This window comes from Mycobacterium sp. smrl_JER01, assembly GCF_048513595.2.
In the GTDB taxonomy this organism is placed as follows: domain Bacteria; phylum Actinomycetota; class Actinomycetes; order Mycobacteriales; family Mycobacteriaceae; genus Mycobacterium.
Genome location: NZ_JBLXXK020000001.1, coordinates 1,123,994 through 1,138,401, shown reverse-complemented (window position 1 = coordinate 1,138,401; position 14,408 = coordinate 1,123,994). Strand labels below are relative to the sequence as shown.

The window sequence follows — 14,408 nt, the reverse complement described above, 5'->3', positions numbered from 1 at the left end:
AACTAGCCGAGCAACTCCGCGATCGGCGCGCCGGCGGCGATCTTCGCCCGGACCTTCATCACCTTGCCCGGGAACCCGCCGCCGACCACACCGACCACCACGCCGTCGCGCTCGTAGTAGGCCAGGAACTTGCGTCCGTCGTCCTCGACGATGTGCACGGTGTCGGTGGCCTCCGGCTCGCCGAGGGCCTGGATCTTGACGTCGTACTGGTCGCTCCAGAAGTACGGCACCGACACCGTGGCCGGCGGTTGCTGACCGAGCATCGTCGGTACCAGCACCCGAGCCTGGTCGGCGACGTTGCTCCAATGTTCCACGCGCACTTGACCACCGACGTCGTCGCGCCACGACGCGACATCACCGATGGCCCACACGTGTGGGACGTTGGTCCGGCCCGCCTCGTCACAGACCACACCGTTGTCGATCTCGATGCCGCTGCCGCCGAGCCACTCCGTCGCGGGATGCGACCCGATACCGACGATCACGAGGTCGGCGTCGACCTCGGTTCCGTCGCTCAGGGTCACCGTGCGGACCCGGTCGTCACCTTTGACGTCGGAGACCCCGACGCCGCAGCGGACGTCGACCCCCTCGGCGCGGTGCAACCGCGTCACCAGGTCGCCGATCTGCGTGCCCAGGACCGATGCCAGCGGTGCGGGCTGCGGCTCGACCAGTACCACGTCGACACCCAACTTGCGCAGGCTGGCGGCCACCTCGCAACCGATGAATCCGGCACCCACCACCACGGCGCGGCGCGCCGCGGCGGATTCCTGCCGCAGGGCGAGGCTCTCGTCGACGTTGCGCAGCACGTGAATGCCCGGCAGATCGGGAAACGACGGGATCCGTTTGGGCACCAGGCCGGTCGCGATCACCAGCTCGTCGTAGCTCAGCTCGGTGCCGTCGGCCAGCGTCAGCGTCCGGGTGTCGGTGTCGATCGACCTGGCTCCGTTGTCCAGCAGCACGGTGATGTCGTTGTCGGCGTAGAACTCGGCCGGTTTGAGGGTCACATCGTCGGTCTCGGCGCGCAGCACCTCTTTGGACAGCGGCGGCCGGTCATACGGCAGGTGGCGCTCGTCGCTGACGATGGTGATGGCTCCGGCATACTCCGAACGACGCAACTGCTCGGCCGTGCGGGCCGCGGCCAGCCCACCGCCGACGATGACGACCCCTGCCGAGCCTCCGGAAACCTCAGATGTGCTCACGTGGGCTTTTTACACGATGTTCGGGAACCCGTGTGCGACACCCCACGGATCGGTGTTCAGCCCGGAGCACGCTCGATGATGTTCGACAGCACGACGATGCTCTCACTGCGCTCGATGTCGGCGCTGGCACGGATCCTCTCCAGCGCCTCTTCCAGGTGCCGCATATCGCGCGCCAGCACCCGCAGTATCGCGTCGGCAGTGCCGGTGACCGTGGCGGCGCTGACCACCTCCGGGATGTCCTGCCAGGCCGCGCGCAACTCGGTGGGCGCGATGGTGCCGTGGCAGAACACCTGCACGAACGCCTCGGTGGTCCATCCGAGCGCACTGCGGTCGATCACCGTGGTGAACCCCCTGATGACACCGGTGTCGAGCATGCGATCGACCCGGCGCTTGACCGCGGGCGCGGACAGACTCACCTGCTGCCCGATCTCGGCGAACGTGGCGCGAGCATTGTCGGCGAGCTCGGCCAGAATGCGCTCATCGGTTTCATCCAGCCGGTCCATGATCCTCCTACGCAACAAACCAACGCCCTGCAGTCCTGAGCGCAACAGATCCATACTAGACACGCAAGATTCGTCGATTGATTGCGTGAGCGCAGCTCCATATCGTTGATTTCATGAGGATGGAGATCGCCGCTGTTCCGGTGAGCGCTGCTGTTCCGGTGAGCACCGCCAGCCCAACCCGTGCCGCCCGCCCTCGCCGCTACGCCATGACGTCCCCGCAGTTCTTCGCCGTCGAATACGTCATCAACCCCTGGATGGACACCTCCACGCCGGTCGATCGCGGGCTCGCGTCACGCCAATGGCACGCGCTGCGCCAGACCTACCTCGATCTCGGCCACCGTGTCGAGCTGGTCGAGCCGCTGGCCGGATTACCCGACATGGTGTACGCCGCCAACGGCGGCACCGTCATCAACGGCCACGCCGTGGTGGCGCGTTTCGCGCATGCCGAACGCGCCGGAGAGGCGGTCGCCTACGCCGCGTGGATGATGCGCAACGGCTACCGCCCGCTGCAGACCCGGCACGTCAACGAGGGTCAGGGCGACTTCCTCGCCGTCGGCGCGACGATCCTCGCCGGCCACGGGTTCCGAACCGACCGGCGCGCCCACGACGAAGTCGCCGCACACGTCGGGATGGACGTCGTCAGCCTGGAGCTCGTCGACCCCCGCTTCTACCATCTCGACACGGCACTGGCCGTCCTCGACGACAGCACCATCGCCTATTACCCGCCCGCTTTCGCCGAACACTCCCGCACGGTGCTGGCCGAGCTGTTCCCCGACGCCATCGAGGTGGGCAGCGCCGACGCCTACGTGCTCGGCCTCAACGTCGTCTCCGACGGCCTGAACGTGGTGCTGCCCGCCGGGGCCACCGGTTTCGCCGGACAGCTGCGCGCGGCCGGGTTCCGCCCGGTCGGCGTCGACCTGTCCGAGCTGCTCAAAGGCGGCGGCTCGGTGAAATGCTGCACGCTGGAGGTTCATCCGTGACGCTGAGCATCATGAGCACCACAGAGTCCACCATCGAACTCGACAGCCGCCACGTCGCGCACAACTACGCGCCGCTGCCCATCGTCGCCGCCGAGGCCGACGGTGCCTGGATCACCGACGTCGAGGGCCGTCGGTACCTCGACTGTCTGGCGGCGTATTCGGCGGTGAACTTCGGGCACCGCAACCCCGAGATCATCGCCACCGCACATGCCCAACTGGACAAGGTGACGCTGGTCAGTCGCGCGTTCCACTCGGATCGGCTCGCCCCATTCTGCGCGGCGCTGGCCGATCTGTGCGGCAAGGACATGGTGCTGCCGATGAACAGCGGCGCCGAGGCCGTCGAAAGTGCGATCAAGGTCGCCCGTAAATGGGGCGCCGACGTCAAGGGTGTCCGAGATCCCAGCGCGTCCAATATCGTGGTCGCACAGAACAACTTTCACGGTCGCACCACCACGATCATCAGCTTCTCCGACGACGAGACCGCACGCCGCGGCTTCGGCCCGTACACCCCGGGATTCCGGTCGGTGCCGTTCGGAGACGCCGAAGCTCTGGCGCGCGCTATAGACGACGACACCGTCGCCGTGCTGATCGAACCGATCCAGGGCGAGGCCGGGATCATCGTGCCCCCCGACGACTACCTGCCGCGGGTGCGCGCGCTGTGTACCGAACGCACCGTGCTGATGATCGCCGACGAGATCCAGTCCGGCCTGGCCCGCACCGGCCGCACCTTCGCCTGCGATCACTGGGACGTCGTGCCCGACGTCTATCTGTTGGGCAAAGCTCTCGGCGGCGGTGTCGTCCCGCTCTCGGCGGTGGTTGCCGACCGCGAGATCCTCGGCGTGCTGCATCCGGGCGAGCACGGTTCGACGTTCGGCGGTAACCCGCTGGCCGCCGCGATCGGGACCACCGTGGTCGACATCCTGCGCCGCGGCCACTTCCAGGCCCGCGCCGCCGAACTCGGCGTCGGCCTGCACACCCGGCTGCGACAGCTGATCGGCCGCGGCGTGCTGGCGGTGCGCGGTATGGGCCTGTGGGCTGGCGTGGACGTCGACCCCGTGCACGGCACCGGAAAGCAGGTCAGCCTGCAGCTGGCCGAACGCGGCATCCTGGTCAAGGACACTCACGGATCGACGCTGCGCTTCGCGCCGCCGCTGGTCATCACCGCCGACGAGATCGACTGGGCTGTCGACCAGCTCGCAGAAGTGCTGGGCGGCTAGTACTTCGCGGTGCCGCGGTCGACGGCGATCTGGGACCCCGAGATCGTGGCCGACCCGTCGCTTGCCAGCCAGGCCACCACGTCGGACACCTCTTCGGGGGTCATGAACTCCTGCAGCCCCGGCTTACCCTCGTGCGCAACGGGTTTGTAGGGCATCGGCGCGAAGCTGTGCAGGAACGCCGGGTACTTGCCGAAGATCTTCATCATCTCGTCGGGCTCGACCATCGGGGTGTCGATCGAGTACGGGTGGATCGAGTTCACCCTAATCCCGAACTCCCCGGCCTCGATCGCCAGCGCATTGGTCAGTGCCACCAGGCCGTGCTTGGAGGCCGAGTAGTGCGCGTTGCCCGGGGTGGCCTTCGTCCCGGCCGACGAACTGACGATGACGATGGAACCACCGTTACCGGCCTCGATCATCGCGGGCACCGCGGCCCTGATGGTGCGCCAGGTGCCGTTGAGGTTGACGTCGATGACGCTGTCCCATTGCTCCTCGGACATCTCCCAGATTCGGCCCCAGCTGAGGATGCCGGCGTTGGCGACCACGATGTCGAGCCGGCCGAACTGTTCGATACCGTCGGCCACCAGTTGCTGTTGCGCACCGAGATCGCGGATGTCGACCTCGCGGGCCAGCACCTTGCGGCCGGTGGCCTCGACCAACCGCACCGTCTCGGCCAGGTCCTCCGGCGTCGGCATCGGGTAGGTGACCGTTTCGGAGACGGGCTTGCAGACGTCGATCGCGATGATGTCGGCGCCATCGCTCGCCAGCCGGACCGCGTGTGCGCGGCCCTGCCCCCGGGCGGCTCCGGTGATGAGCGCGACGCGGCCTTCCAGTGGTGCACCTGATGACATGCGCATCAGGCTAACAGCAGAACTAGAACGCGTTCTAGAGTCCGGCGATCAGAGATCGGCGATGATCTGCTGCCGCTTGGCTGCGTACTCGTCGTCGGTGATCGATCCGGTGGCCCGTAGTGTCTCCAGCTCCTGAAGCCGTTGGGCGATGGTCGGTTCGGGAAGCGGTGCCGCGTACGACGGGGCCGCGGGCACCGGCGGCGGCACCACGTGGTGCGCGGCCGCACGCCGGACGATCGCTTGCACCTGCTGCCGCGCCCCGGGATTGGAACGAAGGTCGATCATGCTGTCCATGCCGATTCCGTGGGCCTTGAGCACCTGCAAAATCTCCATCAGCGGCTCGGTCTGACCCGTCAGATCGTAGGTCCGGTTGTCCAGCCCGTCGGCCTCAGCGACGCTGAAGGTGGCCGGCATCAGCCCGGCGACCAAAGCGCTGCGCTCCCAATCGATCTGGTAATCGTGGGTGACCGGATCCACCAGCACGACAAGCTTGCGGCCGGTGATCATCGGCAACCGTCCGACCGAGGCGACGACCTGGTCCTGGGTGGAGAACGGGGTGACGCCGGGCCCGGAAACCTGCAGGTCGAGCTTGACCAGCGGCTGGTCGTTGATCCTGGTGTTGGTCTCGTGGATCCCGACAACCTGGCCCAGCGCCAACACCCCCGAAGCCTCCAACGCCTGCTTCTTGGCCGCCGATCGAGCCCCGAAACTCGTCAGGACCAACGCGATCAGCACGTCGGCGGCGGTGATGAGCAGTCCGGTCCAGAACATCCACCGCAGCAGCGGATCGCCGCCCGTCGCGAAGTAGATGACCAGGAAGATCGGGCCGACGATGCCACACAGCAGGACGAAGAGCTGAATCTTCACATATCGCCAGAAAGTCGACATGCGGAGATTATGACCGCAAAGCGGCTCAGGAACCGGCTGTTACCTGCAGTGGGTAGGAGGGCAGCGGCACCGGCTGCGGCGCCTGACTGACAAGCTGGTAGAGCGGCACGGTCCAGGCGTCCATCGCGCTGGCTCTGCGCGCGTAGCTGGTGTGCACCGCCACCGACGCCGGGTTCATCACGTCCTCGGCATCGGGGTCGTAGTCACACACCGCATCGCCGAGATCGCAGACGCTGATGGTGCGGGCACCCATGGTGACCGGCAGCGGCGCCGGCGCACCGGCGAGGATCGGCCAGTCCTGGGCGACCCCCTTCCCAGCTCCCGGCACCGAGACCACCGACCCGATGTTGATGGTCGGGTCCTGCGGCAGCCGGTCCCCGTCGGCGACCAGCAACGCGGCCGCCAAGTTCGGGCTCGCATCGAGCTCGTGCAGATTGCGGTGCACCACCATGGCCCCCTGCGAGTAGCCTGCCAGCACCACCTGGGTGGTCGGGCACTGCGCAACGAACGCCTGATACTGCTGCCCGAGCGCGGCCGCGCCGGTGTCGACGCTGCTCATGAAGCCGGCCCAGGCCAGGATGCCGCCGTCGTCGGGCACCGCGGTGGCGGGGTAGTTGACGGCTTCGGCGGTGATGGTCCGTCCGCTCTGCTGCACCAGCGAGGCGAAATCCCGGTAGGACTTGTAGACCACCCGGCCCATGCCGGCGTCGGCGGCCATGTCGCCGGCACGCTCGCCGGAGCCGGCGGCGCCGATCCAGTGCACATCGGGACACGCGGGCTGCGCGGACGCAGCCCCCGTCCCCAGTCCCAGAAGAGCAGCGCCGCCGATGACGGCGGCGCCCGCGACTGCGGCAATGCCAGAACTGCTTCTCAACACCAACCTCTTCACCTCGAGCCGGCCGACCCCTCGACAGCCGTCGGAACATACATCGGACTCGGCGGCGACGGTGTTACGCGTTCACCAACAAGAAAGGCGCCCACCCTTGCGGGTGAGCGCCATTCTCGTACTGAGCTAGATCACGTGATGATCCGTAGGCGGGGCCTACGTGATGATCCGTAGGCGGGCCTACTTGATGATCCGTAGGCGGGCCTACTTGATGATCTTGGTCACGCGGCCGGCGCCGACGGTGCGGCCGCCCTCGCGGATCGCGAAGCGCAGGCCTTCGTCCATGGCGACAGGCTGGATCAGCTTGACGGAGATGTCGGTGTTGTCACCGGGCATCACCATCTCGGTGCCCTCGGGCAGGGTCACCACGCCGGTCACGTCCGTGGTACGGAAGTAGAACTGCGGACGGTAGTTGTTGAAGAACGGCGTGTGGCGGCCACCCTCGTCCTTGGACAGGATGTAGACGCTGCCCTCGAAATCGGTGTGCGGGGTGGTGGTGCCGGGCTTGACCACAACCTGGCCACGCTCGACGTCCTCACGCTTGATACCGCGCAGCAGCAGACCGACGTTGTCACCGGCCTGCCCCTGGTCGAGCAGCTTGCGGAACATCTCGACACCGGTGACCGTGGTCTTGGTGGTGTCGGGACGGATGCCGACGATCTCGACTTCCTCGTTCACGTTGATGATGCCGCGCTCGACACGACCGGTGACCACGGTGCCACGGCCGGTGATGGTGAAGACGTCCTCGACGGGCATCAGGAACGGCTTGTCGGTCTCGCGAACCGGGTCCGGGATGGACTCGTCGACGGCCTCCATGAGCTCCTCGACGGACTTGACCCACTCCGGGTCACCCTCGAGAGCCTTGAGCGCCGACACCTTGACGACCGGGGCTTCCTCGTCGAAGTCCTGGGCAGCCAGCAGTTCGCGGACCTCCATCTCGACGAGCTCGATGAGCTCCTCGTCGTCCACCATGTCCGCCTTGTTCAGCGCGACCAGGATGTAGGGCACGCCGACCTGACGAGCGAGCAGCACGTGCTCACGGGTCTGCGGCATGGGGCCGTCGGTGGCGGCGACCACCAGGATCGCGCCGTCCATCTGGGCGGCACCGGTGATCATGTTCTTGATGTAGTCAGCGTGACCGGGGGCGTCGACGTGTGCGTAGTGACGCTTGTCGGTCTGGTACTCCACGTGGGAGATGTTGATCGTGATACCGCGCTGACGCTCCTCGGGCGCATTGTCGATCTGGTCGAATGCGCGCGACTCGTTCAAATCGGGGAACTTGTCGTGCAGAACCTTGGTGATCGCTGCAGTCAGCGTGGTCTTGCCGTGGTCAACGTGACCGATGGTCCCGATGTTGACGTGCGGCTTCGTCCGCTCGAACTTCGCCTTCGCCACTTCTGTGTCCTCCTGGACTGTGTTGGTGCTCTTACTTAAGCAGTGTTGATTTTTGCAGTTGTGGTTCCCTGCGCCGGCGGCAGGTCAGATTACTGACCCGTCGCCTTCGCGATGATCTCCTTCGACACGTTCGCCGGAACCTCGGCGTACGAGTCGAACACCATGGAGTAGTTCGCCCGGCCCTGGGTCTTCGACCGAAGGTCGCCGACGTAGCCGAACATCTCCGAGAGCGGAACCTGCGCCTTGACGACACGGGCACCGCTTCGCTCCTCCATGGCCTGGATCTGACCACGGCGGGAGTTCAGGTCGCCGATCACATCGCCCATGTAGTCCTCGGGCGTGGTGACCTCGACGGCCATGATGGGCTCCAGGATGACCGGCTGCGCAGACTGCGCGGCCTTTTTCAACACCTGGGAGCCGGCCACCTTGAACGCCATTTCCGACGAGTCGACCTCGTGGAAAGCGCCGTCGAGCAGGGTGACCTTGATGTTCACCAGCGGGTAGCCGGCGAGCACGCCGTACTGCATGGCGTCCTGCGCACCGGCGTCCACCGACGGGATGTACTCGCGCGGGATGCGGCCACCGGTGACCTTGTTCTCGAACTCGTAGGTCGCACCGTCCTCGCCGCTGAACGGCTCGAGGTCGATGAGCACCTTCGCGAACTGGCCGGAGCCACCCGTCTGCTTCTTGTGGGTGTACTCGACCTTCTCCACCTTGCGGCGGATGGTCTCGCGGTAGGCGACCTGCGGCTTGCCGACGTTGGCCTCGACCTTGAACTCGCGGCGCATGCGGTCCACCAGGATGTCCAGGTGCAGCTCGCCCATACCGCCGATGACGGTCTGGCCGGTCTCCTGGTCCAGGTGCACCTTGAAGGTCGGGTCCTCTTCGGCGAGCTTCTGGATCGCGGTGCCCAGCTTCTCCTGGTCGCTCTTGGTCTTGGGTTCGATCGCGACCTCGATCACCGGATCCGGGAACGTCATCGACTCCAGCACGATCTGATCGCTGGAATCGGAGAGGGTGTCGCCGGTGGTGGTGTCCTTGAGGCCGATGACCGCGTAGATGTGGCCGGCTGAGGCCCGCTCGACCGGGTTCTCCTTGTTGGAGTGCATCTGGAACAGCTTGCCCAGCCGCTCCTTCTTACCCTTGGTCGCGTTGATGACCTGGCTGCCCGACTCCACGGTGCCCGAGTAGACGCGCACATAGGTCAGCTTCCCGAAGAACGGGTGGGTGGCGACCTTGAACGCCAGGGCCGAGAACGGCTCGTCGGTGGACGGCTTGCGGGTGATCAGCTCCTCTTCCTTACCGGGCACGTGGCCTTCGGCAGGCGGAACGTCCAGCGGCGAGGGCAGGTAGTCGATCACCGCGTCGAGCATGGGCTGCACACCCTTGTTCTTGAACGCGGAGCCGCACAGCACCAGGTAGGCCTCGGAGTTGATGGTCAGCTTGCGCAGCGCGGCCTTGATCTCCTCGACCGTCAGCTCTTCGCCGCCGAAATACTTCTCCATCAGCGCATCGTCGGTCTCGGCGACGGCCTCGAGCAGCTTGGTGCGGTACTCGTCGGCCTTCTCCGCCATATCGGCGGGGATCTCGACGGTGTCGTACTTCTCGCCCAGCTTGGCTTCGGCGCTCCACACCTTGGCGTTCATCTCGACCAAGTCGACGACACCGGCGAAGTCACCCTCGGAGCCGATCGGCAGCTGGATCGGGATGACGTTGGCGCCGAGGCGCTCTTCCATGGTGCGCACCGAGAAGTAGAAATCGGCGCCGAGCTTGTCCATCTTGTTGACGAAGCAGATCCGCGGCACGTCGTACTTGTCGGCCTGGCGCCACACCTGCTCGGACTGCGGCTCCACACCTTCCTTGCCGTCGAAGACGGCGACGGCGCCATCGAGAACGCGCAGCGAACGCTCCACCTCGACGGTGAAGTCGACGTGGCCCGGGGTGTCGATGATGTTGATCTGGTTGTCGTTCCAGAAGCAGGTGGTGGCAGCCGAGGTGATGGTGATGCCCCGCTCCTGCTCCTGCTCCATCCAGTCCATCGTGGCGGCACCGTCGTGCACCTCACCGATCTTGTAGCTGATACCGGTGTAGTAGAGGATGCGCTCGGTCGTCGTCGTCTTGCCGGCATCGATGTGCGCCATGATGCCGATGTTGCGGACCTTCGTGAGGTCGGTCAGCACGTCCTGTGCCACGGCTTGATACCACTCTTTCGCTTGCTTGTCGGGTGTTGTCGTCGCGCCGCGCCGGCGTCACTGACCGCGGGGCACCCCGGCGAGCCGGGCGGTTGGAACCAGAATCACCAGCGGTAGTGCGCGAAGGCGCGGTTGGCCTCGGCCATCTTGTGGGTGTCCTCACGCCGCTTGACGGCGGCACCCAGGCCGTTGCTCGCGTCGAGGATCTCGTTCGCGAGACGCTCGATCATGGTCTTCTCGCGGCGCTGCTTGGAGAAGCTGACCAGCCAGCGCAGCGCCAGCGTCACCGAGCGGTCCGGACGGACCTCCACGGGCACCTGGTAGGTGGCACCGCCGACGCGGCGGCTGCGGACCTCGAGGGCGGGCTTGACGTTGTCCATGGCCCGCTTGAGGGTGACCACCGGATCGGTGCCGGTCTTGTCGCGGGCCTGTTCGAGCGCACCGTAAACAATGCGTTCGGCCAGCGATTTCTTCCCGTCCAGCAGAACCTTGTTCACCAGCTGGGTGACCAGCTGCGATCCATAGACCGGATCGTTGACCAACGGACGCTTGGGCGCGGGTCCCTTGCGCGGCATCAGCTCTTCTCCTTCTTCGCGCCGTAACGGCTGCGGGCCTGCTTGCGGTTCTTGACGCCCTGGGTGTCGAGCGACCCACGGATGATCTTGTAGCGCACGCCGGGGAGGTCCTTCACACGGCCACCGCGCACCAGCACCATCGAGTGCTCCTGCAGGTTGTGGCCTTCACCCGGGATGTAGGCGGTGACCTCGACCGCGCTGGTCAGGCGCACGCGCGCGACCTTGCGAAGCGCCGAGTTCGGCTTCTTCGGGGTCGTCGTGTACACGCGGGTGCACACGCCGCGACGCTGCGGGCTGCCCTTGAGGGCCGCGGTCTTCACCTTGGCGATCTTGTCGCGGCGACCCTTACGGACCAGCTGGTTGATGGTTGGCATGTACCGGCTTTCTCTGTTCCTCGTCGTTGTGACGTCTGTGCTGCTTGTTACGTCTTAAGTTCTCTGTACTGCTGTTTTGCCTGCTGCGGTTACCCCGCGTCCGGGCGTGTCGCATGCGTCCGCCGCGGTCTCTGCGACAGTTTCCACAGCACCCCGCGAGAGCGAGACATGCGAATTCGCCCGGCGTGCAGGCATGCTGCGCCTTAGCGGCCAGGCACGAACGTCCACAATACCAGGGCCGGATACCTCGACAAAACCCGCTGACCTGCGAATCCGCGGTGACAGCGTCTCAGCGGGGCTGCATTCCGGTGGCCAGCCTGGTCACCATATCGGTGAAGACCGCGTCGGTGTCGATGCCGGCCATCACCCCGGTCATCTCCAACAACACGAAGCCGTGCATCGCCGACCAGAACTCCAGCGCCGCGTGGAACGCGGGCTCGCTTTCCAGCCCGAAAGTGGCCAGCACCGAGATGACCGGGGCCGCGGCTGCCCAGGTGGCCTCGGTGAACTCGGGGTCGTCTCCACCCAGCGGCATCCGGGTGAACGCCGAGTACCGGCCCGGATGATGGTGCGCGTAGCTGCGGTAGGCGCTGGCCATCACCATCACCGCATCCTCCGGGCTGCGGCCCTGCCCGACCGTGTTGAGCATGTCGATGATGTCGCCAACCACCCGCATGCGCACGGTGCGGCGCAGATCGTCGAGGCTGTGCACGTGGTTGTACAGCGACGGACCCTTGGTCCCGAGCTGATTGGCCAGGGCGTTGATGGTCAGCGCGTCCCAACCCTCCCGGTCCAGGAAGGTCAACGCAGCGTTGACGATGGCGTCGCGGCTGAGCTTGGCGGATCGCGGCGGCCGAGCTGCCATGCCACATCCCCCTCGGATCGATCAGTCGTCCAGGGTCAGCCTGGTCAGCGAGCAACTCTAGTTCACCCGTTGTTGGCTCAACTGAGCCAGTTCGTCGACGATCGAGCACAGGTCGGGCATCGTGGTGGCGTTCATCGTCTGAATCGACCAGGTGATGACGTCACCGCCCTTGCCGACATAGATGCTGCACGCGGTGTCATCGTAGGCCTTGAAGCCCTGGTTGCCGTCGATGGTCAACTCGGTCAGGGTGCGTCCGGCCCGTTGCTCGAGTTCGCGTTCGGTGGCCATGTCGCTGCCGCGATACCACCAGGTAGAGATACCCATACCGGCCCCGACATCGCCGATCGTGGTGTCTTCCTGCCAGAAGCAGCCCGCGTCACCGACGACCGCCGGGGTGTAGAGGTCCTCTCCCGCGATCTCGGCGATGTCGGCATCGGTGACGCCGTTGCAGTCGCCGCTGCGGAAGCCCTCGCCCGACGCCCGTGTCCCGGGTCCGGTGCCGGGTTGGTCCTCCTGATCAGGGCCACCGCATCCGGCCAGCAGCGCGGCGAAGGTCAGCGCCGCGCAGATGCGGGCGGGTGTGCGTGCGCCCACGTCACATATCCGAGCGCAGCGTCGCCGCGAGCAGCTTCTCGGCATCCAGGCAGGGGTCGCCGGTGGTCTGTCCCCGGTACTGAACCCACCAGCTGAGCACACCGGTGCCGGCCGCGGCGGTGGCCGAGCAGGCCGCGCCGGTGGTGTCGCGCCGGGCAGAGAACGCTTCATGGCGTTCGACCACGGCGTCGGTGACGTCTGCACCGCGCGCGGTCGCGAGGTCCCGTTCGCGCCGCAGGTCGCCGGTGTCGAACCAGGAGAAGGTGACGTCGACGGTCCCATCGGAACCCACGCGCAGGATGTACTGGCAGACCGCACCGCTGTAGGGCCGGGTAATCTGATCGGCGCCGACGGTCGCTTGGACGGTGGTGTCGTCGAGCAGGCCGCAGCGGTCGTCGACGTAGCCGTAGCTGCGGTCGGGGTCCACCGCGCCGGCATCGGAACGTTGCGCCACGCCGGTCACCGTCTGCGCGCAGCCGACCACCGTCGCCGTCGTGGTCACCGCCACGGCGAGAATCCGTCCGAGATCGCCACACCACCGGAGCATCGCGCCTCACGCTACCCTTCCGCGCGAACCCCGACAGCGCGAGCGACGGACGTCGTAGGCTGCCGGTGTGACTGCATCTGTTGTCGGACGTCTGGTTGCGGTGGGTGCGTTGGCGATGGGGGCGGCGCTGGCCGCGGTGAACCCGGTGGCGCACGCCGAGAACGGGGACACCCACATCACCGGAATCGGTGTCGTGCAGACCATCGACTGCAACCACGGCACGCTGATCGTCAACGGCAACAACAACCAGATCAACGCACTCGGCACCTGCTGGGCGGTGACCGTGCAGGGATCCTCGAACCTGGTGGTTGCCGACAATGTGATCAACGACATCACGGTCTACGGCTGGGATCAGACGGTGTTCTACAAAGACGGCGTGCCCGTCGTGTGGGACCGGGGCCGCGAACTGGGGATGACGAACCGCATCGATCGGGTACCCACGTAGGCATGATTCGTCTGGGTGTGATCGGGTGCCTCACGGCCGTGGCGGTCGGGCTCACCGCATGCGGTTCGGCCAGCAACGACACCAACAGCCCTACCGCGACGGCGGGCACCTCCGGTGCGCAGGTCGAGATCGGCAACACCATCAACTACGGCTCGTTCGGAACGACCGCCGAGATCGACTGCGCAGACGGCAAATCACTCAACGTCGGCGGGTCCAACAACACCTTGACCGTCACCGGCACCTGCGCCAACGTCAACATCGGTGGGGCGGACAATCGGATCTCGCTGGACCGGGTGGACTCCGAGCTGTCGGTGGTGGGGCTCAACAACACCGTCACCTACCGCCAGGGCGACCCGAAGGTCAACGACACCGGCAGCAACAACAACGTCAGCCGAGGTCAGTGAGGCCCAAGTCCTCTATCGGCAGAGCCTTTCGGAAAGGTTCAGTCTTCCCATGAGGGGTTTCCGTCCACTCTTGTCCGGGCTGGGCGCCGTGGTGTTGCTGGCTGCGCCCGCCTCGGCCGCGCCGCCCGGAGACATCGATGCCTACCCGCTTGCGGACGGCGATTTCACGACGCCTGAGGACTACGGCTGGGTTTTCTTCATCACTCCGGACGGGCGGGCGTGCGGCATCGGGCCGAACGGTGGACCCGTGGGCTGCGACGCGGTCGCCGCCGACGCTTCGCCCGGGGTCAACCAGACCTGGGTGATGAGTTGGGGCCCAGCGCAGTACCGCTACTCGGACACGGCCTCGTTCACCCGCGTCGTCGACATGCTCCCCGTCGGTGAACGCGTGGAAAGCCTCGGTGGCGCCTGTGCGGTCACCTCCCCCGACACCGTGCGCTGCGAGACCTACGGAAACCACGGCTTCACCTTGTCCGCCGATCAGGGCGTCTTCTGGTGA

At 66.4% G+C, this 14,408-nt stretch carries 17 protein-coding genes; 5 read left to right on the top strand and 12 right to left on the bottom strand.

Going from position 1 to position 14,408, the window contains the following annotated elements; genetic code table 11:
- Window positions 1–2 precede the first annotated feature (2 nt).
- Window positions 3–1,196, bottom strand: a complete 1,194-nt coding sequence (locus ACNUDN_RS05395) for an NAD(P)/FAD-dependent oxidoreductase (RefSeq protein ID WP_419120993.1) — start codon at window positions 1,194–1,196, stop codon at window positions 3–5.
- 56 nt (window positions 1,197–1,252) lie between these two features.
- Window positions 1,253–1,699: an Rv2324 family transcriptional regulator gene (locus ACNUDN_RS05390; RefSeq protein ID WP_419120992.1), complete on the bottom strand. Its 447-nt coding sequence runs from the start codon at window positions 1,697–1,699 to the stop codon at window positions 1,253–1,255.
- Window positions 1,700–1,818: 119 nt separating this feature from the next.
- Here ACNUDN_RS05390 and ddaH point away from each other — a divergent pair, with 119 nt between their 5' ends.
- Together ddaH and rocD are read left to right on the top strand one after the other, a co-directional pair.
- Window positions 1,819–2,679, top strand: coding sequence for a dimethylargininase (gene ddaH / locus ACNUDN_RS05385; protein ID WP_419125024.1), 861 nt, complete (start codon window positions 1,819–1,821; stop codon window positions 2,677–2,679).
- An 11-nt stretch (window positions 2,680–2,690) separates the two neighbouring features.
- Window positions 2,691–3,896, top strand: a complete 1,206-nt coding sequence (gene rocD, locus ACNUDN_RS05380) for an ornithine--oxo-acid transaminase (protein WP_419120991.1) — start codon at window positions 2,691–2,693, stop codon at window positions 3,894–3,896.
- On the opposite strand, the gene ACNUDN_RS05375 is transcribed toward rocD, so the two are convergent.
- The 10 genes from ACNUDN_RS05375 to ACNUDN_RS05330 form a co-directional block, all read right to left on the bottom strand.
- The gene (locus tag ACNUDN_RS05375; RefSeq protein ID WP_419120990.1) at window positions 3,893–4,750 is read right to left on the bottom strand and encodes a mycofactocin-coupled SDR family oxidoreductase; all 858 of its coding nucleotides are present in this window, start codon (window positions 4,748–4,750) and stop codon (window positions 3,893–3,895) included. The two genes, rocD and ACNUDN_RS05375, sit on opposite strands and share 4 nt — an antisense overlap.
- 42 nt (window positions 4,751–4,792) lie before the next feature.
- The gene (locus ACNUDN_RS05370; RefSeq protein WP_419120989.1) at window positions 4,793–5,632 is read right to left on the bottom strand and encodes an SHOCT domain-containing protein; all 840 of its coding nucleotides are present in this window, start codon (window positions 5,630–5,632) and stop codon (window positions 4,793–4,795) included.
- A 25-nt stretch (window positions 5,633–5,657) separates the two neighbouring features.
- Complete coding sequence (locus ACNUDN_RS05365; RefSeq protein WP_419120988.1) at window positions 5,658–6,506, bottom strand: cutinase family protein; 849 nt, start codon at window positions 6,504–6,506, stop codon at window positions 5,658–5,660.
- A 216-nt stretch (window positions 6,507–6,722) separates the two neighbouring features.
- Window positions 6,723–7,913 carry an elongation factor Tu gene (tuf, locus tag ACNUDN_RS05360; protein WP_419120987.1) on the bottom strand — a complete coding sequence of 397 codons (1,191 nt, stop codon included), beginning with the start codon at window positions 7,911–7,913 and terminating at the stop codon, window positions 6,723–6,725.
- Window positions 7,914–8,002: 89 nt separating this feature from the next.
- Entirely contained in the window at window positions 8,003–10,105 is a 2,103-nt protein-coding gene (gene fusA / locus ACNUDN_RS05355; RefSeq protein WP_419120986.1) for an elongation factor G, read from the bottom strand.
- Between the two features lie 104 nt (window positions 10,106–10,209).
- Window positions 10,210–10,680: a 30S ribosomal protein S7 gene (gene rpsG, locus ACNUDN_RS05350; protein WP_059101330.1), complete on the bottom strand. Its 471-nt coding sequence runs from the start codon at window positions 10,678–10,680 to the stop codon at window positions 10,210–10,212.
- Window positions 10,680–11,054 (bottom strand): 30S ribosomal protein S12, encoded by a 375-nt coding sequence (gene rpsL / locus ACNUDN_RS05345; protein WP_003929602.1) that lies wholly within the window; start codon window positions 11,052–11,054, stop codon window positions 10,680–10,682. Before rpsL ends, rpsG begins: the two co-directional genes overlap by 1 nt.
- Window positions 11,055–11,343: 289 nt before the next feature.
- A complete protein-coding gene (locus tag ACNUDN_RS05340) occupies window positions 11,344–11,919 on the bottom strand; it encodes a TetR/AcrR family transcriptional regulator (protein ID WP_419120985.1) in 576 nt (191 codons plus the stop codon).
- A gap of 57 nt (window positions 11,920–11,976) precedes the next feature.
- Window positions 11,977–12,513, bottom strand: a complete 537-nt coding sequence (locus ACNUDN_RS05335; RefSeq protein ID WP_419120984.1) for a DUF3558 domain-containing protein — start codon at window positions 12,511–12,513, stop codon at window positions 11,977–11,979.
- 1 nt (window position 12,514) lies between these two features.
- Window positions 12,515–13,060 carry a DUF3558 domain-containing protein gene (locus tag ACNUDN_RS05330; protein WP_419120983.1) on the bottom strand — a complete coding sequence of 182 codons (546 nt, stop codon included), beginning with the start codon at window positions 13,058–13,060 and terminating at the stop codon, window positions 12,515–12,517.
- Window positions 13,061–13,175: 115 nt separating this feature from the next.
- On the opposite strand from ACNUDN_RS05330, the gene ACNUDN_RS05325 reads away from it, so the two are divergent.
- The 3 genes from ACNUDN_RS05325 to ACNUDN_RS05315 are packed head-to-tail and all read left to right on the top strand — an operon-like array spanning window position 13,176 to window position 14,408.
- Window positions 13,176–13,505, top strand: coding sequence for a DUF3060 domain-containing protein (locus ACNUDN_RS05325; protein WP_419125023.1), 330 nt, complete (start codon window positions 13,176–13,178; stop codon window positions 13,503–13,505).
- A 2-nt stretch (window positions 13,506–13,507) separates the two neighbouring features.
- A complete protein-coding gene (locus tag ACNUDN_RS05320) occupies window positions 13,508–13,909 on the top strand; it encodes a DUF3060 domain-containing protein (protein WP_419120982.1) in 402 nt (133 codons plus the stop codon).
- 49 nt (window positions 13,910–13,958) lie between these two features.
- The gene (locus ACNUDN_RS05315; RefSeq protein WP_419120981.1) at window positions 13,959–14,408 is read left to right on the top strand and encodes a hypothetical protein; all 450 of its coding nucleotides are present in this window, start codon (window positions 13,959–13,961) and stop codon (window positions 14,406–14,408) included.